This window comes from Actinoplanes sp. NPDC051859, assembly GCF_044452725.1.
In the GTDB taxonomy this organism is placed as follows: Bacteria; Actinomycetota; Actinomycetes; order Mycobacteriales; family Micromonosporaceae; genus Actinoplanes.
On record NZ_JBITBX010000003.1, the window covers coordinates 342,429 to 362,864 of the forward strand.

Annotated in this window: 18 protein-coding genes; 11 read left to right on the forward strand and 7 right to left on the reverse strand. The window is 69.8% G+C overall.

The annotated features are described in order from the left end of the window. The first annotated feature begins 2 nt into the window (after positions 1-2). Positions 3-173, forward strand: coding sequence for a hypothetical protein (locus ACIA1L_RS09555; RefSeq protein ID WP_396072149.1), 171 nt, complete (start codon positions 3-5; stop codon positions 171-173). Positions 174-182: 9 nt separating this feature from the next. On the opposite strand, the gene ACIA1L_RS09560 is transcribed toward ACIA1L_RS09555, so the two are convergent. The 4 genes from ACIA1L_RS09560 to ACIA1L_RS09575 form a co-directional block, all read right to left on the reverse strand. Then, positions 183-500, reverse strand: a complete 318-nt coding sequence (locus ACIA1L_RS09560) for a hypothetical protein (RefSeq protein WP_396072150.1) — start codon at positions 498-500, stop codon at positions 183-185. 172 nt (positions 501-672) lie between these two features. After that, entirely contained in the window at positions 673-3,456 is a 2,784-nt protein-coding gene (locus ACIA1L_RS09565; protein WP_396072151.1) for an FG-GAP-like repeat-containing protein, read from the reverse strand. Positions 3,457-3,631: 175 nt separating this feature from the next. Next, positions 3,632-4,291 carry a peptide-methionine (S)-S-oxide reductase MsrA gene (gene msrA / locus ACIA1L_RS09570; protein ID WP_396072152.1) on the reverse strand — a complete coding sequence of 220 codons (660 nt, stop codon included), beginning with the start codon at positions 4,289-4,291 and terminating at the stop codon, positions 3,632-3,634. A 48-nt stretch (positions 4,292-4,339) separates the two neighbouring features. Then, the gene (locus tag ACIA1L_RS09575; RefSeq protein WP_396072153.1) at positions 4,340-4,753 is read right to left on the reverse strand and encodes an HIT family protein; all 414 of its coding nucleotides are present in this window, start codon (positions 4,751-4,753) and stop codon (positions 4,340-4,342) included. Positions 4,754-4,777: 24 nt separating this feature from the next. Between ACIA1L_RS09575 and ACIA1L_RS09580 the strand changes: the two genes are divergently transcribed. The 4 genes from ACIA1L_RS09580 to ACIA1L_RS09595 all read left to right on the forward strand — a co-directional run bounded on the left by ACIA1L_RS09580 (position 4,778) and on the right by ACIA1L_RS09595 (position 9,884). Then, complete coding sequence (locus tag ACIA1L_RS09580) at positions 4,778-5,929, forward strand: cystathionine gamma-synthase (RefSeq protein WP_396072154.1); 1,152 nt, start codon at positions 4,778-4,780, stop codon at positions 5,927-5,929. Between the two features lie 30 nt (positions 5,930-5,959). After that, positions 5,960-7,327 carry an amidase gene (locus ACIA1L_RS09585; protein WP_396072155.1) on the forward strand — a complete coding sequence of 456 codons (1,368 nt, stop codon included), beginning with the start codon at positions 5,960-5,962 and terminating at the stop codon, positions 7,325-7,327. Between the two features lie 41 nt (positions 7,328-7,368). Continuing rightward, on the forward strand, positions 7,369-8,592 hold the full coding sequence (gene ilvA / locus ACIA1L_RS09590; RefSeq protein WP_396072156.1) for a threonine ammonia-lyase: 1,224 nt from the start codon (positions 7,369-7,371) through the stop codon (positions 8,590-8,592). Positions 8,593-8,789: 197 nt separating this feature from the next. Beyond that, entirely contained in the window at positions 8,790-9,884 is a 1,095-nt protein-coding gene (locus ACIA1L_RS09595; protein ID WP_396072157.1) for a M48 family metalloprotease, read from the forward strand. An 82-nt stretch (positions 9,885-9,966) separates the two neighbouring features. Here the strand turns inward: ACIA1L_RS09595 and greA are convergent, their stop codons facing one another. Together greA and ACIA1L_RS09605 are read right to left on the reverse strand one after the other, a co-directional pair. Continuing rightward, on the reverse strand, positions 9,967-10,461 hold the full coding sequence (gene greA / locus ACIA1L_RS09600) for a transcription elongation factor GreA (RefSeq protein WP_396072158.1): 495 nt from the start codon (positions 10,459-10,461) through the stop codon (positions 9,967-9,969). 116 nt (positions 10,462-10,577) lie between these two features. Next, on the reverse strand, positions 10,578-10,997 hold the full coding sequence (locus tag ACIA1L_RS09605; protein WP_396072159.1) for a DUF4307 domain-containing protein: 420 nt from the start codon (positions 10,995-10,997) through the stop codon (positions 10,578-10,580). Positions 10,998-11,107: 110 nt separating this feature from the next. Here ACIA1L_RS09605 and mca point away from each other — a divergent pair, with 110 nt between their 5' ends. The 3 genes from mca to ACIA1L_RS09620 all read left to right on the forward strand — a co-directional run bounded on the left by mca (position 11,108) and on the right by ACIA1L_RS09620 (position 15,210). Then, positions 11,108-11,989: a mycothiol conjugate amidase Mca gene (mca, locus tag ACIA1L_RS09610; RefSeq protein ID WP_396072160.1), complete on the forward strand. Its 882-nt coding sequence runs from the start codon at positions 11,108-11,110 to the stop codon at positions 11,987-11,989. 131 nt (positions 11,990-12,120) lie between these two features. After that, complete coding sequence (locus ACIA1L_RS09615) at positions 12,121-12,414, forward strand: hypothetical protein (RefSeq protein WP_396072459.1); 294 nt, start codon at positions 12,121-12,123, stop codon at positions 12,412-12,414. A gap of 309 nt (positions 12,415-12,723) precedes the next feature. After that, a complete protein-coding gene (locus tag ACIA1L_RS09620) occupies positions 12,724-15,210 on the forward strand; it encodes a putative bifunctional diguanylate cyclase/phosphodiesterase (protein WP_396072161.1) in 2,487 nt (828 codons plus the stop codon). Positions 15,211-15,251: 41 nt separating this feature from the next. Here ACIA1L_RS09620 and ACIA1L_RS09625 read toward each other — a convergent pair whose 3' ends face one another. After that, complete coding sequence (locus ACIA1L_RS09625; RefSeq protein WP_396072162.1) at positions 15,252-16,511, reverse strand: ATP-binding protein; 1,260 nt, start codon at positions 16,509-16,511, stop codon at positions 15,252-15,254. A gap of 154 nt (positions 16,512-16,665) precedes the next feature. On the opposite strand from ACIA1L_RS09625, the gene ACIA1L_RS09630 reads away from it, so the two are divergent. Genes ACIA1L_RS09630 through purE form a run of 3 tightly spaced genes read left to right on the forward strand, consistent with a single transcriptional unit; the run spans position 16,666 to position 20,434 of the window. Then, positions 16,666-18,666 carry a thioredoxin domain-containing protein gene (locus tag ACIA1L_RS09630; protein ID WP_396072163.1) on the forward strand — a complete coding sequence of 667 codons (2,001 nt, stop codon included), beginning with the start codon at positions 16,666-16,668 and terminating at the stop codon, positions 18,664-18,666. A gap of 44 nt (positions 18,667-18,710) precedes the next feature. Then, positions 18,711-19,937 carry a 5-(carboxyamino)imidazole ribonucleotide synthase gene (locus ACIA1L_RS09635; protein WP_396072164.1) on the forward strand — a complete coding sequence of 409 codons (1,227 nt, stop codon included), beginning with the start codon at positions 18,711-18,713 and terminating at the stop codon, positions 19,935-19,937. After that, positions 19,937-20,434: a 5-(carboxyamino)imidazole ribonucleotide mutase gene (gene purE / locus ACIA1L_RS09640; RefSeq protein WP_396072460.1), complete on the forward strand. Its 498-nt coding sequence runs from the start codon at positions 19,937-19,939 to the stop codon at positions 20,432-20,434. The genes ACIA1L_RS09635 and purE overlap by 1 nt, the downstream gene beginning before the upstream one ends. The last annotated feature ends 2 nt before the right edge of the window (positions 20,435-20,436 follow it).

Consider the following 20,436-nt stretch of genomic DNA (forward strand, 5'->3'; position numbering starts at 1 on the left):
GCATGAACGAACCGGAACGCCGCAAGATCTCCCTCGCCGGTCTCGGCCTGCTCAGCGCCGGCGCCGTCCTCGGCCTGTCGCTCGCCGGCCCGGGGGAATCCCGATCGGCAGCGCCTGCCCCGCCGCCCGCCCCGACCACACCGGTCGACCCGCAGCCACCCACGTCGACCTGACGCCGGCCCTCAGACCCGGGCCTCGCCGCGGCTCCGCAGGTACTGCGCCCGCGAGTAGTGCGCTGCGGCGGCGTTGTAATACATGGTCGCCAGCGACACGTGGAAGCTGTTGTCGGTCAGCGCATTCTTGGCGTTCGCCGTTTCCGACCACCGGATCTCGGCATCCGACTCGCTGATCCCGCGTCGGGCGCAGCGCAGCCGGTTCATCTCCTTGCCGATTCGCCACGTCTCCAGGGCAGTCTCGGCCTGTCGCATCATGGCCCGCGCCTTGTCGATCAGCGACTCGGCGAGCATCCAGGCGGCCTGTTCCTCATCGTTGTTGAACATGAGACACCTCCCGAGGGCTACCTCCTGAATTGTCGGTCCATTCAGTGTGTGAGACGCCTCGGTACCTGTCGATCTTTTCCACCCGCACGGATTACGGCCGCCGCCCCAAACCCGACGACGGCCGCGGCTTCCCCGGCCCCGCGCCAGGGAAGCCATCCGCCACCCAGTGTGGTCAGGGGGCGGATACCGGCAACGACGTCTCCGCCGAGCTGTTCCCGGCCCGGTCGACGGCCACGACGCGGATGGTGTGCGCGCCCGGCGACAACCCGTCGAGGGAGATCTCGGCGATCCCGTACCGCAGGTCGGCCCAGGGGGCGTCGGCAGCGGTCGGCGAGCCGTCGATGGCGTACCGGAAATGGTCCACGTCGACGTCGTCCGCCGCACGCACGGTCAGCGTCGCGCCGACCGTGCTCGCGGTCACCGGGTACCTCCCGACGGCGCCGGAAGTCCGAACGACATAGCGCGTGCCCGTCGCGTCGTCCCGGTAGACGTCTCGAGCATCGGCCCACGTGCCCGCCGGATACAGCGCCGCCTGCGCGGCGAAGCCGCCCCGGTCATCCTCGACAGCGGCGGTAGCGGCGCCGAGGAACGTCCGCAGCACCACCGCCCGCTTCCCGTCGATCCGGTCGACGTGCAGGCCCGCGGTGGTGGCGGTGTCCGTCGAGGTCACCCTGACCGGGGCCCCGACGATCAACTTCTCGGTGACCGGGTACGCGAGCACGGCGCCGTCACCACAGCGCAGGACGAGGTCGTCGCGGTCCCCGGGCAGCGCGTCCCCCGCGGTGACCTCGGTGATCGCCGAACCGGGGCACCAGCCGCCGGCCGGCGCCGCGAGGGGCACACCGGGTTCGGCGCGGAGGGCCGACTCGTCGAACGGCGCAGCTACGACCGCAATCCGGCCGACTCCCTGCCGGACGACCAGGTCGTCGCGCTTGTCGCCGACCAGGTTCGCCGGTGCCAGGTCCCGTACGCCGGGCCAGGACATGCCGCGCATCGTGCCGTCGGCGGCCCGCGCCTTCAGCGGGGTGATCGACCCCGAGCTCCACCGGCGCAGTTCCTCGGAGGCGCCGGCGGTGGTGAAGGAGCCGATGACGGCGTGACTGACGTCGCTCCAGCCGTCGGTGACAGGAGCTAGCGCCCGGGGCGCCTCGGTGGCCGTACCCTTGTCGATGGTGTAGCGGCGCAGCCGGCCGTCGTCGCCGACCCGCCGGCCGCCGGCCTGCTCGGCGCGGGCACGGACGACGATTTCGTCGCGCCCGTCGCCGTCGAAGTCACCGAGAGTCGTCGTGGCGACCGAGTTCTCCCCGTCCGGGAACGCGGGGTGGATCGACCTGCTGGTGGACAAGGAGAAGGCGCTGGCCGGGCCGGGGAAGACGTACAGGCTGCCGGCGTTCCAGCGGACGAACATGTCGTCGTGGCCGTCAGCGCCGGCCCGAGGTTCCGAGCCGTAGGCGTCGCCGAACGCGATGTGCTGCGCGTCGGAGAGGCTCTCCGCGGGCAACAGTTCCTTCATCGGTGCGGCCTTGCCGTCGCTGATCGCGAAGGCAGCCAGCGAGCCGTCCTCGCGCCGGATGACCACCGAGTCGCGGTCGACCTCCGGGTCGCCGTCCACGTCGCCCGCGGCGATCTCGCTGACCCCGTTGAGGGCCCACACGGGCAGCACCGCATGCCGCTCGCGGAACCCCGACTTGCCGTCGTACACGAATAGGCTGTTCCGGCTCCACCGTACGGCGATGTCGTCCCAACCGTCGCCGTCGAAGTCGCCGGCCGCGATGTCGGCCGCGTCGTTCCAGCCGCCGTCCTGAGCGGTACGGACGACCGCGGGTCGCCCTAGTGTGCCGTCGGCGCGGCCCGGGTAGAGATCCACGGCGCCGTTCCACCACCGTACGATCAGGTCGTCGATCGGGTCTGGGTGGTCTTGTCCCCGCTCGGCGGTGAACCGGCCCGCGACGACGTCGACGGCGCCGATCCAGCGGTGGGCCGCCGCTTCCCGGCCTTCCGGCGACAGATCCACCACCGGTGCGGCCGGAGCCGTCGTATCGGTCGTCAGAACCGCCTCACCGCGGAGGATGCGGTGGTCCTTCCGCTGCAAGCCTGGGTCGACCGGACCGCCGCCGGTCCATCGCACCCGGTCCGCCGTGCCGAACATGTAGTCGAACTTGCGCGGGACGTCGCCGAACGTGGTCGGTTCGCCGGTGCGGCATCGGGTCACATGCCGGCAGCCGGCCGTGAAGAACGCCGAATCCTCCTCGTCGACCTCCCGGAACTCACCGGCGGCCCGGCTCCGCCCGGCGTAGAGCGGATCCAGCAGAGCGTCGAACGGATCGGCGTTGAGGTCACCGGCGAAGATCACCGGCCGTCCCGCCGCCCAGGCCCGCAGCCGTGTCGCGATCTCGGGCACGCCGTGGTCGACGATGGTCTTGTTCAGATGTGCCGTGCACGCGAGAATGTCGCGTCCCTTGACGGCGGCACCGGCGCACAGCAACGCGGACTTGCCCGCTTGATCTTTCTCTTCCGTCCGGAATTTGTCCCACAGCATCGGCAGTTCCTGGACGTTCCGGGTGACCGGCCCGGTGGTCTTCACGAAGACGGCGATGCCGATGTCCTGGCTGCCGCGGACCTCGGCACTCAGCCACTTTTCGCAGCCGTAATGCTTCGTCCGCGACGGGTACCACTGGGCCTGGTAACCGGGAAGCTGGGCGAGCAGCCGCAGGCGTTGCCCGTCACACATCTCCTGGAACGTGGCCACATCGGAGTTCCACTCGGTCACTTTGCGGGCGACCTTCTTCGCCCAGTCGTCCGCATGCTCCGTGGGCCGGCACACGTCGATGTATCCGCCACAGACGTTGAAGTCGAATGCCCGCACCGTGACATCGGCGGGCTGCGCGGCATTCACCACCGCCGGCTCGGCTCGCGCGGGCACACCCGCGAACCCGGTCAGCGACAGAGCCGCCATCACGGCGACCAGACCTTTTAGTGCATTCCTCGACACAGCGCGTTCCATCCCCGTGTTCGACATCGACCGATCGACGCGCCAGTGTGCCAGCGCGCATCCAAGTCGATCCCAGAGGGTCGAATACCCCGACCTCCATCGGGAGGCCGGGATGTGCATCATCGCGGGGACACCGCGATCAGGAGGTGCGCGCCACACCCACCGGACAAGTCATGCCGTTGGGGCCGTGGGTGCAGTAGCCGCCTGGGTTCTTGCTGTCGCTCAAGTACTGCTGGTGGTAATCCTCGGCGTAGTAGTACGTCGTCAGCGGCGCGATCTCGGTCGTGATCCGGCCGTGGCCCGCCGCGGTCACCACCGGCTGGAAGGCGGTCAGCGACTCCTCGGCGATCTTCGCCTGCTCCGGCGTGGTGGTGTAGATCGCCGAGCGGTATTGGGTGCCCACGTCGTTGCCCTGGCGCATGCCCTGGGTCGGGTCGTGGTTCTCCCAGAAGGCCTTGAGCAGGTCCGCGTACGCGATCTTCGCCGGGTCGTAGACCACCTGTACCACCTCGGCGTGCCCGGTCGCGCCCGAGCAGGTCTCCTCATAGGTGGGGTTGCGGGTGGAGCCGCCCGCGTAGCCGACCGACGTCGAGTGCACGCCCGGCAGGCGCCAGAAGATGCGTTCGGCGCCCCAGAAGCAGCCCATGCCGAACACGGCGGTCTCGTAGCCGTCCGGCCACGGCCCCTGCATCGGGGTCCCGAGCACCGTGTGCGTGTCGGCCACCGGCATCGCGATCAGGCGGCCGGGGAGGGCCTGGTCGGGGGTGGGTAGCTCGATCTTCTTGTGTCGCAGAAACACGGTGACTCCCTTCATCCGAAGCATGCAACGCCGGCCGGTCGAAGATCCTTACCCGAGGGCGGCGGCTATTCGGGAAGCGTAGGAGGCAGCCTCGTCGTCGGAGGCGTACTTGGTCCGCGGCCAGAAGAATCCGCGCAGTCCGTCGCCCTTCGTCCGGGGAACAACGTGTGCGTGCAGATGTGGCACTGACTGCGACACCACGTTGTTCATCGCCACGAACGTCCCCTTCGCGTCGGTCGCCGCGGGCACGGCCGCGGCGACCCGCTGCACGAGCGCGAAGAAGCCGGGCAGCAGAGCAGGATCAAGAGCGGTCAGCTCGGGTACGTGCGGACGCGGCACCACCAGCACATGCCCCTTGAACACCGGGCGGATGTCGAGGAACCCGATCCCGTCCGGCGAATCCACCACCGTGAACGCGGGAGTCGTACCCGCCACTATCCCGCAGAAGAGGCAGTCGGCCATGGCCGCAGACTAGCCTTGCCCCTCATGACGGGTAACGAGTACGGCTTCGACACACTGGCGATCCACGCGGGGCAGGACCCCGACCCTCGGACGGGTGCCGTGGTGCCGCCGATCTATCAGACCAGCACGTACGCCCAGGACGGCGTGGGCGCGCCCCGGCTGGGCTACGAGTACAGCCGCTCGGGCAACCCGACCCGTGACGCCCTCCAGGAGTGCCTCGCCGCGATCGAGGGCGGCCGCAAGGGCCTCGCCTTTGCCAGCGGGCTCGCCGCCGAGGACACCCTGCTGCGGACGGTGTGCCGTCCCGGCGACCACGTGGTGATCCCGGACGACGCGTACGGTGGCACGTTCCGGCTCTTCAGCAAGGTCGCCGAGAACTGGGGCCTGGACTGGACCGCGGTGTCGCTGCACGACCTGGACGCGGTGCGGGCGGCGTTCCGGCCCGGCCACACCCGGATGATCTGGGTGGAGACGCCGACGAACCCGCTGCTGAACATCGCCGACATCGCCGCGCTGGCCGGTTTGGCCCACGAGTACGACGCGCTGCTGGCTGTGGACAACACGTTCGCTTCGCCGTACCTGCAGCAGCCCTTGGCCCTGGGTGCCGACGTGGTCATCCACTCCACGACGAAGTACCTGGGTGGGCACTCCGACGTGGTGGGCGGCGCGCTGATCACCGCCACTGACGGGCTGGGCGAGCAGCTGGCCTTCCACCAGAACGCGATGGGCGCGGTCAACGGGCCGTTCGACGCGTGGCTGACGCTGCGGGGCATCAAGACCTTGGGCGTACGCATGGACCGGCACTGTGACAACGCCGAGCGGATCGTGAACTATCTGGACGGTCACGCCAAGGTCGGCCAGATTCTCTACCCGGGGCTGGAGTCGCATCCCGGACACGAGACCGCCGCCAAGCAGATGTCCCGGTTCGGCGGGATGATCTCGTTCCGGGCCAAGGGCGGCATGGAACAGGCCATCGAGGTATGTAACCGGACGAAACTGTTCGTCCTTGCCGAGTCGCTGGGCGGCGTCGAGTCGCTGATCGAGCACCCGGGGCAGATGACGCACCTCAGCGCGGCCGGCTCACCGCTTGAAGTACCCGCCGATCTCGTGCGACTGTCTGTCGGCATCGAAACCGTTGACGATCTGCTCGCGGACCTGGAGCAGGCGCTCGGCTGAGGTTTCCCCGGACAAAAGCGGAGTAGGGCCATGGACAACCTGGCGACCACATGGGTGGGTGCCACGGCGAAGCAGATCTCCCGAGCGGTACGCCGCGGCGACACGACCGCCACCCAGGTCGTCGCCGACCACCTCGAACAGATCGCCATCTCCGACCCGGCGCTCACCGCCTTCCGCGTGGTGCGCGGTGGCGAGGCCATCGTCGAGGCAGAAAAGGTCGACGATCAGGAAGACCTGGCTAATCTCCCGCTCGCGGGCGTGCCCGTGGCGGTGAAGGAGAACACCGCCGTCGCGGGCCTGCCCACCTGGAACGGTTCGGCGGCCGCCCGGACGCCGGTCGCGGAGGAGGACCACGAGGTGGTCCGCCGGCTGCGCGGCGCCGGGGCGGTCGTCGTCGGCACCACCCGGATGCCCGAGATGGGGCTGTGGGGGACCACGGACGGCCCGGACGGCGCCACCCGCAACCCGTGGTCGCTGGACCGGACGGCGGGCGGCTCGTCGGGTGGCTCGGCGGCGGCCGTCGCGGCCGGTCTGGTCCCGATCGCGCACGGCAACGACGGCCTCGGCTCGATCCGGATTCCCGCCGCGTGTTGCGGTCTGGTCGGTCTGAAGCCCGGCCGCGGTGTCATCCCGTGTGACCTGGGCCGGGACGGCTGGATGGGGCTGACCGAGCACGGCATCCTCGCCACGACGGTCGGCGATGCCATGCTCGGCTTCACCGTGCTCGCCGGCCGCACTCCGGCCACCCTCACCCCACCGGACAGGCTGCGGGTCGGCGTCTCCCTACGTTCGCCGGTCCAGGGGGTACGCCCGGACGAGCCGAACCGCGAGGCGGTGGCTACGGCGGGCAAGCTGCTCGTCCAGGCTGGGCACGACACGGTCAAGGCCGAACCGTCGTACTCGGCGGCCTTCGGGGTTGCGGGCCTGCTCACCTGGTTCGCTGCGGCGTACCGGGAGGCCGAGGCGGCGGGCATCGACCTCACGCAGGTGCAGCCGCGCACCCGGCGGCACGTCCGGCTCGGTGGTTTCGTCTGGAAACGTGGCTGGGTGCGGCAGGAGCAGCGCGATGCGTGGCGCGAACAAAGCATTGCATTCTTCGCAGAACGCAACATTGACCTGCTGATGACGCCCGCCCTCGCGTCCGCTCCACCCCTGGCGGGCGGGCACGCCGACGGTCGGTGGCGGCGCAACATTGTGGACAATCTTCGGTACGCGCCATACGCCGCACCGTGGAACCTGGCCGGACTGCCCGCCATCGTGGTGCCGGTCGGCTCGCGTCCTGACGGCCTGCCGGTGGGTGTCCAGTTTGTGGGACCGCCGGATTCGGAGCTGCTGCTGCTTGCCGTCGCCGGGCAGCTCGAAGTCGCCAACCCGTGGTCTCGGCACGCGTTCGTCTGACCCATGGCCGTGGCGCATCCGCGTCTGACACGATCATGCCTATGAGTGACCTGCTTTCGCTCGCCGACATCGAAGCCGCGCGGGCACTGCTCACCGGGGTGGTCAAGACCACGCCGCTCGAGCACTCGGCGCCCCTCACCGAGACGCTGGGCGTCGACACCTGGCTCAAGTGCGAGCACCAGCAGCGTGCCGGCTCGTACAAGGTGCGGGGGGCGTACACCCGCATCGCCCGCCTGTCGGACGCCGAGCGTGCCTGCGGCGTGGTCGCTGCGAGCGCCGGCAACCACGCCCAGGGTGTGGCCCTCGCCGCCGGCCTGCTCGGTGCCAAGTCCACGGTCTTCATGCCGCAGAACGCCCCCCTGCCGAAGGTCGCGGCCACGAAGGCCTACGGCGCCGCCATCGAGTACGCGGGCACGACTGTCGACGACGCTCTGCGCGCGGCGTACACCTTTGCCGAACAGACCGGCGCGGTCCTCATCCACCCGTTCGACCACCCCGACGTCATCGCCGGCCAGGGCACGGTCGGCCTGGAAATCCTCGACCAGTGCCCGGACGCCGGCACGATCGTCACCGCGGTCGGCGGCGGCGGCCTCATCTCCGGCGTCGCGGTGGCCGCCAAAGCCCTCCGGCCGGACATCCGCATCATCGGTGTCCAAGCCACCGGCGCCGCGGCCTACCCGCCGTCCCTGGCTGCCGGCGCTCCGGTCACGCTGACCTCGCTGGCGACCATCGCGGACGGCATCGCGGTGATGCGCCCGGGCAACCTCACCTTCGCCCACGTCAACGACCTCGTCGATGACATCGTCACCGTGACCGACGAAGACCTCTCCGCTGCCCTGCTCGCCATGCTCGAACGCCACAAAATGGTCGTCGAGCCGGCCGGCGGCGCGGCGGTCGCGGCCCTGCTGACCGGAAAGATCGACCTTCGGGCCCCGGTCGTCGCCATCCTCTCCGGCGGCAACATCGACCCGATGCTCCTGATGCGCGTGATCGAACACGGCCTCGCCTCCGCCGGCCGTTTTCTGCGCCTCTCGGTGCAGACCGGCGACCAACCCGGCGAGCTGGCCCGCCTGCTGGCCCAGATCGCCGAGCACCGCGCCAACATCGTCGACGTGCTGCACTCCCGGCACAATCCCCGGCTGAGCTTCGGCCAGGTCGAAGTGCAGCTCGCCGTCGAAACCCGAGGCCCGGACCACTCCGCCACCCTGATCGGCGCCCTCCGCAACCTGGGCTACGCCGTCACCCTCCTATCCGGAACCCCGTAACGGCTCCCGGACGGGGCAGCGGACGCGGGCGGATTAGGGAATGATCGCGAGCCGTGATCACGACGTGTCCGCAGTGCGCGACTGCCGTATCGGCCGTTCGCGGTGCCGAGCCCTGGTGTGCGCGGTGCGAGTGGAACCTGGCCGCTTTCGAGCCGGATCGACGCCCACCCGAGTTCGGCTGGCGGTGGGCCGACCGGTTGACCCATCGGATTGCCTGGCGGCTGACCGAGGGGCAGTTCCGCACCCTGACACATCGACCGCTCACGCCCCGGAGCTTCACCGCTGCCCGCGCGACGATCCTGGTGGTCGCCGTCCTGCTGCTTCTGCTCGTCGCGGCCTTCGCGGCCGGGGGGCTCTGGCTCATCGCGTACGACTTCCCGCGACTGACGATCCTGCCGGGGCTGGCGCTGCTGGGCCTGGCGGTGGCCCTGCGCCCCCGGTTCGGCGGCGTCGCCAGCGAGGTGCACGTCCTGACCGAGGAGCAAGCTCCGGAGCTGTTCGCGTTGATCAGCCGGGTGGCGACGGCGCTGGGCGCTCCGATGCCGCACATCGTCGGGTTCGACTCCGGGCTGGGGGCGTACACCACGACGATCGGGCTGCGGCGATGGCGGACCCTGGTGCTGGGAGTGCCGCTGTGGACGGCGCTGGACCCGCAGGAGCGGGTCGCTCTGGTCGGCCACGAACTCGGCCATTTCGTCAACGGTGACATCCGCCGGCTCCCCCTCGAGCACATGGCTCTCAGCACGCTGGCTCACCTGGCCCACCTGACCCGGCCGAGCAGGTCAGGCTACGACAGCATCATCGATCTGCTCGTCGGGCTCGTCCAAGGGGCGGTGTCCCGCGTCATCCTCGGCCTGCACCTGCTGGTGACATGGGTCGGACTTCGAGACTCCCAGCGGGCCGAATACCTCGCCGACGACCTGGCAGCCCGAGCGGCCGGCAGCCGGGCGGCGGTCGGACTCCTGGACTCCCTGCTCGTCACCGACGCCCTGGACACGGTGCTCCGCCGGGAAGCCCGAGCGCAACGCTCCGGTGCGGCCTGGCACGAAGCGGCTCGGCAGGCGAGAACGAGCCAGGCGGAAGCGATCCCTCTGCTCCGCCAACTGAGCCGCCGCGAGGAAGTCTCCCTGTTTGCCAGCCACCCACCGTCGGGCCTGCGCGCCGCCATGCTGGAGCAGCGTCCGCAGCATGCTGCACAAGTGACTTTGACCGAGTCGCAGTCGGCGCGCATCGACGACGAAATTGCGATCCCGACAGAACAGGCTTGCCGGGATCTCGCCACGGCCCTTTAGCTAGGGGCCCCGTAGACAGAGCCGCCCCGCCATCCGAACCTCTGCCCCGGAATCGGGAAAACTGGTGGCGGGGCGGGCCAGGTCAGGCGCCGAAGGGGGAGAAGTCGACGACGGTGACCTTGATGTCGGCGCCGCTGGGGGCCGTGTAGGTCACTGTCTGGCCCTTGGAGGCGTTGAGGATGGCGACGCCGAGGGCGGACTCGGGGCTGTAGACCGTGAGGTCGGTGGTAGACGCGATCTCGCGGGAGCCGAGCAGGAACTTCTCCGTGTCGGTCTTGTCCTCGTCGAAGTAGATCGTCACGACCATGCCCGGAGCGACCTGGTCGGCAGTGGGGGCCTCGCCGACCTCGGCCTTGCGGAGGAACTCCTTCAAGTAGAGGATGCGGCCCTCTTGCTTGCCCTGTTCCTCCCGGGCGGCGTGGTAGCCGCCGTTCTCCCGCAGGTCGCCCTCCTCGCGGCGGGCGTTGATCTCGGCGGCGACGGCCGGCCGGGCTGCGATCAACTCGTCGAGCTCGGCCTGCAGCCGGTCGTAAGCGTCCTGGGAGAGCCAGGTCTTCGACGCTTCTGAACTGGTCACAGACTCTTCTCCTTGGGGCGGGGCAGGCGTACGGAGCGAATCACCTAGCTTACCAGCGGTGCGCCCGGTGCCCGGTTTGCTCGATAACGCAGCGCAGGGAGCCGGGTTCGGGCAGCTCAGTCGACCGCTCGGCAGCGCAGGACTTCTCCCACGAAGGCCTTCGCGGTGGTGGGTAGGACCTCGGAGGCGGCGATGGTGGTGGCGTCGCCGGCTGCCCGTACGGTCACTGTCTGTCTTCCGACCTCTGTGCCGGCGTAGTCCCGCGCGCGGAGGTCGCAATCTGCCGTGCCACCTGCGGGTACGCGTACGGTGAAGTCGATGGTGATCTGTTTTTCGGTCGCCTCGGTCCAGCGGACAATCTGCGCGTCGTAGTGCGGATTGCCGTATTGCTGGTAGAGCCGGACGGCGAGGAACAGTGCGACCACTGCGATCACCAGGGCGAAGATGACCGGGGCGAGGAGCCGGCGTCGGCCGTCGCGGCGCCGGCCATAACGACCCGGCGGGAATACCGGCGCTGTGGCGCGCGTCTCGCTCACCAGGGGGCCTCTCCTGCGAAAAGTGTCGGTGCCATCGGCCAGAATGGCCGTGTCCATCTTCGCAGCCGGAGCTGGGCCTGCGACAACAGGTCCGGTCGAGGGAGAGATCAGTGGCTGAGCAGTTGCGTCTGATGACGGTGCACGCGCACCCCGACGACGAGTCCAGCAAGGGTGCGGCCGCGATGGCCCGCTATATCGCCGAGGGCGTCGACGTGCTGGTCGCCACGTGCACGGGTGGGGAGCGCGGCAGCATCCTCAACCCGAAGATGGATCGGCCCGAGGTGTTGGCCGACATCACCAACGTGCGCCGCCTGGAGATGGATCGCGCGCGCGAGATTCTCGGCGTGAAGCAGGCCTGGCTGGGCTTCGTGGATTCGGGGCTGCCGGAGGGTGATCCGCTGCCGCCGCTGCCCGAGGGCTGCTTCGGCCTGGTCGATCCGGCGGAGGGTGCGATTCCGCTGGTCAAGCTGATCCGCGAGTTCCGGCCGCACGTGATGACCACGTATGACGAGAACGGCGGTTACCCGCACCCCGACCACATCATGTGCCACAACATCTCGGTGGTGGCGTTCGAGGCCGCCGGCGACCCGGAGAAGTATCCGGAGTTGGGCGAGCCGTGGCAGCCGCTGAAGCTGTATTACAACGCGGGCTGGAGCAAGGCCCGGATGCTGGCGCTGCACGAGGGCATGCTGGCGGCGGGGCTCGACTCGCCGTACGGCGAGTGGCTCAAGCAGGCCGAGGAGCGGCCCGACCGGGGCGAAAAAATCACGACCCGGGTGGAATGCGGGGAGTATTTCGAGGTTCGTGACAATGCGTTGCGGGCGCATGCCACCCAGGTTGATCCGGACGGGTTCTGGTTCCACGTGCCGCTCGAGTTGCAGCAGAAGGTGTGGCCGACCGAGGACTTCGAGCTGGCCCGGTCGCTGGTCGACAGCCCGGTGCCGGAGTCGGACCTTTTCGCGGGCATTCGGGAGTCTGCCGAGGTGCGCTGAGCCGGGTGGCGGCCGGGTCGACGGGATCCCGAGGTCATCCGAGGCGGTGAGGGGCGTACCGTTGAGGGGTGAATTTCGTCGTGGCGGTCAACAACTTCGGTGACACCCGGTCGGGTGGCCTGGCTGGGCCGATGGGTCTGTTCATCATCATCTTGCTGGTGATAGCCACGGTCCTGCTGATCCGCAATATGAACAAGCGGTTGCGTCGGCTTCCCGACAGTTTCGATGACGGTCGGGATGCGGCCCGGCAGGCGGAGATCGCCAGGCTGGACGCCGATCTCGCGCGCAGTGAGGCGACACCGCCCGCCGCTGCCCGCGGCGCTGGTCCTTCCACTGTGGAGGGCGATCACGCGGACCGGCAGGTCACCGAGCCCGCGGTCGACCAGCCCGCGGTGGATGACCGCGACCGTGGCGACCGGGCCTAGTCACTGCGGGTTCCGGCGCCCCGGGTCAGGCCCTTGCGGACAGTGACCTGTCCGGCGAAGCCATCGACAAAGGTTCGCCGTCAACCCCTGTTGTGTTCCGCCGGATTGGCTTAGCCTTCCGCCGGGGGGCGTTGCAGTCCCTCGACCCTGCGCGGAAAGGGGGCCGTCGATGACCGTCATCCGCCCCCGGCATAGTCCACTGCGGATGCACGTGCATTCTCCTGTGCCGCTGGTCAGCCCGACAACGGGCGGTGAGAAGAGGCGCGGATCCGCCCCGATAAGCGGTCCGCGGATCGGCCGGGTGCCGGCATGACCACCTCCTCGCTGCGGCGGAGTGCGGCCGTCCCGCGCGCTGTCGGCGTACGCATCCTGACCGTTGTTGTCGTGGCCGCCGCCGTCGTCGTCGCCGTCCTCGCGGCGGTGCTCCCTGGAAAGCAACCCCACGCCCTGACCTATTCGCCCGCCGTCGGCGGCGCGGTCGCGGTGCTCCTCGTGGCACTCGCGCAACTGGCGCGGCTCCGCGTCCGGGTCGGGCGCAGCACAGTCAGCGTTTCCTGGGGCGAAGCCGCCTTCATCCTCGGCTTCGCACTCGCACCGCCCGGCTGGCTTCCCGCCACCACCCTCCTCGGTGCGGCCGCCGCATGGCTGCTCATCACCTGGCTGAACGGCCACCGCGCAGTCGTCGACGTGCTGCATCTCGCGGCGTCACTCAGTCTGGGTGCGGCCGGCGCGGCGCTCGTCGCGTACGCGATCATCGGTCCGGGCGCGACCGTCAGCAGCAGCCGGACCCAGGCGGGTCTGATCGCCGGCGCCGCGACCTACCTGTGCATCACGCTCGGCCTTGCCCTGCTGACGATCCTCCTGAACCGGGATGCGACCCCGCGGCACCTCACCGTCCGGGCGTTGCATGCGAAGCTGCCGATGTTCGTCGGCAATGTGCTCGTCGGACTGTCCGCGCTCTACGCCCTGGTCAACGGGCCGCTCTGGTTGATCGCCCTCGCGCCGGTGCTGTGGTTGCTGCAACGCACCTACCGCTATCACCTGCGTGCCGAGGAAGAACGGCGGTTGTGGGCAGCCTTCGCGCGGGCGACACGTGCGCTCAGCGGTCCCGACGAGGCCGTCGTAGCCGCCGCCGGATTGCGCGGTGCGCTGGACGTCTTCGGTGCCCAGCGGGTGCGGATCGAAGTGGGCGGAGCGGGTGGTCGGCAATACGCCGCCCAGGCCACGCACGACGAGACGCCCGGGCCGGTCCGCACCCGGACGATGGCCGTCGGTGGGACCACCGTCGGCGTCCTCACCGTCTGGTTCGCCGGACCGGTCCCGCCCGGCCCCCACGAAGAGCTCGCTGTTTCCGCCTATGCCGACGTGCTCGCGGCCGCGCTGCATGATGCGGCGGCGCACGAGCGGCTCGCGCTCCTCGACGCGCAAGTGGCCTACGACAACGTCCACGATCACCTCACCGGCCTCGCCAACCGTGGGGCGTTACTCAGCGACGGCGAGTCACTGCTTCAGGCGGTGCCCCCCGACCGGGCCGTCGCGGTGCTGCTGCTCGACCTGCAGCACTTCCAGGAGATCAACGGGACGCTGGGACACCGGGCCGGCGACGACGTGCTGCGGACGGTCGCCGCCCGCCTGACCGAACTCGCCCGCGAACGGGAACTGGTGGCGCGACTCGGCGACGACGAATTCGCCGTACTCCTGCCCGGCATCGTTACCCTCACCGACTCCACGACCCCGCCGAACCCGCTCGCGCAGGTTGTACGCCGGGCCCGCGAGATCGTCGACCGCCTCGCGCAGCCCACCGAAGTCGCCGGCGTACGCCTCATCATCGAATGCGCCGTGGGCGTCGTCGTCGAACAGGCCAGCCACGCCGACCTCAGCGAACTCATCCGGCGGGCCGGCGTCGCCCTGAAGCAGGCGAAAGAGCTACACGTGAGCGTCGCGGCGTACGACAGCGCCCGAGACGCCAGCAGCACCGACCACCTGGCCCTCCCCGCAGAACTGCACGAGGCGCTGCGCGCGAGCGATCAACTGGTGCTGATGCTGCAACCCGAAGTAGACCTGGGCACCGGCGCGCCGACCGGAGTGGAAGCACTGATCCGCTGGGACCACCCGCGCCGCGGCCTGCTGTCACCCGCCGCGTTCATCGGCACCGTCGAGCACAGCGAGCTCCTGGCGCCGTTCACCCGCTACGTGCTCGACCGCGCGCTCGGGGCGGCCGCGGGCTGGGCGGCGGCCGGCATCGACGTACCCGTCTCCGTCAACGTCTCCGCCCGCAGCCTGCTCGACGCGACGTTCCCCGCCCAGGTCGCCGACGCCCTCCGCCGGCACCGCACCAGCCCGGCGCGGCTGGTTCTCGAGATCACCGAGTCGGTCGCCGTCAGCGAACACGGCGTCGTGGACGAGGTCCTGGCAGCGCTGCGGGACATGCAGGTCCAGATCTCGGTCGACGACTTCGGCACCGGCTTCTCCTCGCTCGCCTTCGTCACCCGAGTCCAGGTCGACGAACTCAAGGTGGACCGCTCCTTCGTCACCGACATGACCGACTCACCCGCCGCAGCGGCCATCGTGCGCGGCGCCGTCGAGCTGGGAGCCCGGCTGGGTGCCCGAGTGGTCGCTGAGGGCGTCGAAACCGCCGACCAGCGGGCGGCCCTGCTCGCCCTGGGTTGTACGGCCGCCCAGGGCTACCACTTCAGCCGCCCCCTCCCCGTCGACAAAATCGTCCCGGCCCTGGTGCACCTCGCCGCCGCCGCGCCCGCCACGATCGTGCCGCTGCGAGCCGACGGCGCCTCCTGAATCTGCGGCAGCGCCCCGCTGACGACCCGCGGCACAACGCGTCACGCCGTGCCGGCCAGTGGTTGCGCCCACAAGCTGGCGATTGGTACGGCGATCACCCGTTCGGCCAGCGGGAAGACACGTGGGCCGGTGTGGAAGACAACACCGGCTGCGAAGGCTCCACCGACACGTTTCGCGAACCATTCCAGGTGCCGAGCGTCAGCGGCCGAGGGGGCGGCGGTGGCTTTGACTTCGACAGCGATCAGCTGACCGTCTCTGGCTTCGATGAGCAGGTCGACCTCACGCCGGCCGTTCGCATCGCGATAGTGGAACAGGTCAGCGCCAACAATGCTGGCAGCACACTCGGCTCGTAACTGGGCGGCGACAAGGGTGTCCAGGACGCGTCCCAGGAGGTCGCCATCGCGGAGAACACGGCGCTGGTCGATGCGCAAGAGTGGACCGAGCAGGCCGGGGTCGGTGAGGTACCGCTTCGGAAGCCGCACAGCTCGGTCCATGCGGTTGCCGGCCCACGCAGGCACACGTTGCGTGATCATCAGCGTGTCGAGGAGGTCGTCGTAGCCGACCGCGCTGTGTCGGGTGATTCCGGCGGCGTCGTACAGCAGTTTGTGGTTGGGCACGCCAGCGGTGTTGGCGGCGACTGCTTGGAGATACCTCCGCATCAGGACCGGGTCTCGGGAGATGCCGAGCGCTGCGGCCTCTCTGGTGACCAGATGATCGACATAGCTGGTCAGCCACCGGTCGCGTGCCCGGTCGGTGGGTGCGCGGAGCGCTTCCGGCCAGCCGCTGGTGAGTGCCTCTGTCACGTACCGATGGACGTCCCATTCGGCCGAGGGATCGTGGAAGCTGTCCGGCCAGTCGGCAAGGATTCGGTCGATCAGCGATGAAGCTGACGGATCGCCGTGTCGCTCTCGACCCACGAGCGGGTGCATCGTCAGCCGGACGATTCGGCCGGTGGCCGGCCAGCCCGCAGTGGTCAGGTCGGTCTGCGAGGATCCGGTCAGAACGAACCGGCCAGGACGCGGATCGTCATCGACAGCTCGCTTGACCGCGCCGAGAACTTCCGGAACCAGTTGCCACTCGTCGACGAGGATCGGTTCTGCGAGAGTGCGGAGCGCGGCGTCGGGGTCTGCGCGAACGACTGCCGCCTGAGCAGGGATGTCCAACCGCAGGATGGAGCGGCACAGCCGTCGTGTCGTGGTGGTCTTTCCGCAGGCTCGCGGACCGACGACGAGTGTTGCCGGGTGAGTCGCCAGGATCTCGGCGAGCTCTGCGTCGGCGATGCGAGGAACGTAGGCGTTCAACGACGTCTCCAGCCAGTGACGACATAACACAGCAGGTAATACCTATATAGCACGCCAATGAATTACTATATGACACACCGCTGGCATCGACGCCGACCCGTCCCCGGGCGTGGCAGCTGACCCGGTGGCCCGGACGGCCGTGAGAGGGTGGGGCATGGTCAATCGACTCGCTCAGTCGACCTCGCCCTACCTCCTGCAACACACGGACAACCCCGTGGACTGGTGGCCGTGGGGGGACGAGGCGTTCGCGGAAGCCCAACGGCGAGACGTACCCCTCCTCATCTCGGTGGGGTATTCGAGCTGCCACTGGTGTCACGTGATGGCGCACGAGTCTTTCGAGGACGACGGCATCGCTGCGAAGGTCAATGCCGGCTTTGTGGCGATCAAAGTGGACCGGGAGGAGCGGCCCGACGTCGACGCTGTCTACCTGACTGCGACGCAGGCGATGACCGGCCAGGGTGGCTGGCCGATGACCGTCTTCGCCACCCCGGACGGCGAACCGTTCTTCTGCGGCACCTACTTCCCGAAGGATGCTTTCGCCCGCCTGCTCGACTCGGTGACCACCGCCTGGCGCGACCAGCGCGACGACGTGATCAAGCAGGGTTCGGCGGTGGTGGAGGCGATCGGCGGTGCCCAGCTGGTGGGCGGCCCGACCATCCCCATCTCCACCGACCTCCTCGACGCCGCGGCGGTCCAGCTCGCCAAGGAGCACGACGAGACGAACGGCGGTTTCGGCGGCGCCCCCAAGTTTCCGCCGCACTTGGACCTGCTTTTCCTGCTGCGGCATTACCAGCGCACCGGCGCCGCCGGGGACCTGGAGATCGTTCGGCACACCGCCGAGCGGATGGCCCGGGGCGGCATCTACGACCAGGTGGCGGGTGGCTTCGCCCGGTACGCCGTCGACGCCACCTGGACCGTGCCGCACTTCGAGAAGATGCTCTACGACAACGCGTTGCTGCTCCGCGTCCATACCCAGCTGTGGCGGTTGACCGGTGACCCGCTGGCCCGGCGGATCGCCGACGAGACCGCCGAGTTTCTGCTGCGTGATCTCGGCACCGCTGCCGGTGGGCTGTCCTCGGCGCTGGACGCGGACACCGACGGGGTCGAGGGCCTGACCTATGTATGGACCCCGGCCCAGCTGATCGAAGCGCTCGGCGCCGAAGATGGTGCCTGGGCGGCAGACCTGTTCGGCGTCACAGCACAGGGCACGTTCGAGCACGGCAGCAGTGTGCTGGTCCTCGCCCGCGACCTCGACGATCCGGATGCCGTGCTGCCGGAGATCGTGACGCGGTGGCGGGACGTGCGGAGTCGCCTCCTCGCCGCCCGCGGCGACCGCCCCCAACCCGCCCGCGACGACAAGGTCGTGACGTCGTGGAACGGTCTCGCGATCACGGCACTCGTCGAACACGCCATGCTCCTCGACGCGCAGCCTTCCCGGGCCGCGGCTGTCGCCCTCGCTGAGGTGCTGGCCGACCGGCACCTCGTGGCGGGGCGCCTGCGCCGCGTCTCACGTGACGGCGTCGTTGGCGAGCCCGCCGGCGTGCTGGAGGATTACGGCACGGTGGCGGAGGCGTTCTGCGCGGTGCACCAGCTGACCGGCGACGGGCGGTGGCTCACGCTTGCCGGTCAACTGCTGGACACCGCCCTCCACCATTTCGGTACGGGCGAAGGTGGCTTCTACGACACAGCAGACGACGCGGAACGGCTCGTTACCCGCCCGGCCGACCCGACCGACAACGCCACTCCGTCCGGTCTCGCGGCCATCTGTGCCGGCCTGGTGGCGTACACGGCCCTGACCGGCGAACTGCGGTATCGCGAGGCGGCCGATGCGGCGCTTGCCACGGTCGGGCCGCTGATCGGCAGCCATCCCCGCTTCGCGGGCTACTCGGCGACGGTGGCTGAGGCGGTGTGCGCGGGGCCGTACGAGATTGCCGTCGTCACGGAGGACCGGGACGACCCGCTGCTCGAGACGGCCCACCGGCTCGCCCCGCCGGGCACGGTGATCGTCGCTGGGCGTCCGGACCAACCCGGAGTGCCCCTGCTTGCGGGTCGGCACCTGATCGACGGCCGGGCGGCTGCGTACGTCTGCCGGGGCTTCATCTGTGACCGTCCCGTCACCACGCCCGCGGACCTGGCGGCGCGGCTGAAGAGCTGACCCGGGCGGTCGGCGTACGGGGAGGTCGTTAGGCTTGAGCAGCGATGGATACTCGAACCGGTCTCCCCGTTGTCGGCATGGTGGGCGGCGGGCAGTTGGCCCGGATGACCCACCAGGCCGCTGTTGCCCTCGGACAGTCCCTGCGGGTGCTTTCCGAAACGCCCGACGACAGTGCGGCGCTGGTCGCCGCCGATGTACGGATCGGCACGCACACCGATCTCGCAGCACTCCGGGAGTTCGCGAAGGGGTGCGACGCTCTCACCTTTGACCATGAGCACGTGCCGACCGGGCATATCGCCGCGCTGGCCGCCGAGGGTGTGAAGATCTATCCCGGCGCCGAGGCGATCGTCTTCGCGCAGGACAAGCGGCGGATGCGGGAGCGGCTGTCCGAGCTGGGCGCGCCCGTGCCGATGTGGCGGCCGGTGTCATCCGCCGCCGACATCGCCGACTTCGCCGCCGAGGTCGCCGCTGCCCGGACGGAAGCCGGCGGTGCCGTTCGGACGGAAGCCGGCGGTGCCGCCCAAGCAGGAACCGACAGCGGCGCTGGGTGGCCGGTGGTCGCCAAGGCGGTGCGCGGGGGGTACGACGGTCGGGGCGTGTGGATGCTCGCCGACCTCGCCGCCGCCGAGGAGCTGGTCGCCACCGGCACCGAGTTGATCGTCGAGGAGCGGGTGCCGCTGCGGCGGGAGCTGGCCGCACTGGTCGCGAGGTCGCCGTTCGGGCAGGTCGCCGCCTATCCGGTGGTCGAGACCGTGCAGCGGGACGGGATCTGTGTCGAGGTGCTCGCGCCTGCCCCGGGGCTGTCCGAGGAGCGGGCGCTGGCCGCGCAGCAGCTGGCGATCGATGTGGCCCACGCGCTCGGGGTGGTCGGGTTGCTGGCCGTCGAGTTGTTCGAGACCGAGGCCGGGATCGTGGTCAACGAGCTTGCGATGCGGCCGCACAATTCGGGGCATTGGACCATCGAGGGGGCGCGGACCTCGCAGTTCGAGCAGCATCTGCGGGCCGTGCTCGACTATCCGATGGGGGAGACCTCGCTGGCCGCCCCCGCGGTCGTGATGGCGAATGTGCTGGGTGGCGCGCCCGGGGGGATGACGCTGGATGAGCGGTTGCACCACCTGTTCGCCGCGGATCCGGGTGCGCGTGTGCATCTGTACGGCAAGCAGGTGCGTCCCGGCCGCAAGATCGGGCACGTCACGGTGCTCGGTGACGACATGACATCGGTACGCGCCCGGGCCGTCCGGGCCGCCCGGTGGTTGCAGGAGGGCGAATGATGGCACCCGTCGTCGGCGTGATCATGGGTAGTGACTCGGACTGGTCCACGATGGAGGCGGCGGCGCTGGCGTTGGCCGAGTTCGAGGTGCCGTTCGAGGTTGGCGTGGTGTCTGCGCACCGTACGGTGCAGAAGATGGTCGATTATGCGACGTCCGCGGCCGACCGGGGTTTGAAGGTCATCATCACCGGCGCGGGCGGTGCGGCCCACCTGCCCGGCATGGTCGCTGCCCTGACGCCGCTGCCGGTGATCGGCGTGCCGGTGCCGCTGAAGTACCTGGACGGCATGGATTCGTTGCTGTCGATCGTGCAGATGCCGGCCGGTGTTCCGGTCGCCACGGTGTCGATTGGCGGCGCCCGTAATGCCGGTTTGCTGGCGGTGCGCATGCTGGCCGCCGCCGATCCGGTCCTGCTGAAGAAGATGCAGGCCTTCCAGACGAACCTCGAACAGGTCGTCGCCGAGAAGGACGAGGCTCTGCGCGCCCGGCTCCTCGGTTAGGT

Bases quoted from the DNA above. Each gene is read 5' to 3' on its own strand.
- ACIA1L_RS09555 (WP_396072149.1), top strand. From the start codon at position 3: ATGAACGAACCGGAACGCCGCAAGATCTCCCTCGCCGGTCTCGGCCTG.
- ACIA1L_RS09560 (WP_396072150.1), bottom strand. From the start codon at position 500: ATGTTCAACAACGATGAGGAACAGGCCGCCTGGATGCTCGCCGAGTCG.
- ACIA1L_RS09565 (WP_396072151.1), bottom strand. From the start codon at position 3,456: ATGGCGGCTCTGTCGCTGACCGGGTTCGCGGGTGTGCCCGCGCGAGCC.
- ACIA1L_RS09575 (WP_396072153.1), bottom strand. From the start codon at position 4,753: ATGGCCGACTGCCTCTTCTGCGGGATAGTGGCGGGTACGACTCCCGCG.
- ACIA1L_RS09580 (WP_396072154.1), top strand. From the start codon at position 4,778: ATGACGGGTAACGAGTACGGCTTCGACACACTGGCGATCCACGCGGGG.
- ACIA1L_RS09585 (WP_396072155.1), top strand. From the start codon at position 5,960: ATGGACAACCTGGCGACCACATGGGTGGGTGCCACGGCGAAGCAGATC.
- ilvA (WP_396072156.1), top strand. From the start codon at position 7,369: ATGAGTGACCTGCTTTCGCTCGCCGACATCGAAGCCGCGCGGGCACTG.
- ACIA1L_RS09615 (WP_396072459.1), top strand. From the start codon at position 12,121: ATGGGTCTGTTCATCATCATCTTGCTGGTGATAGCCACGGTCCTGCTG.
- ACIA1L_RS09620 (WP_396072161.1), top strand. From the start codon at position 12,724: ATGACCACCTCCTCGCTGCGGCGGAGTGCGGCCGTCCCGCGCGCTGTC.
- ACIA1L_RS09630 (WP_396072163.1), top strand. From the start codon at position 16,666: ATGGTCAATCGACTCGCTCAGTCGACCTCGCCCTACCTCCTGCAACAC.
- ACIA1L_RS09635 (WP_396072164.1), top strand. From the start codon at position 18,711: ATGGATACTCGAACCGGTCTCCCCGTTGTCGGCATGGTGGGCGGCGGG.
- purE (WP_396072460.1), top strand. From the start codon at position 19,937: ATGGCACCCGTCGTCGGCGTGATCATGGGTAGTGACTCGGACTGGTCC.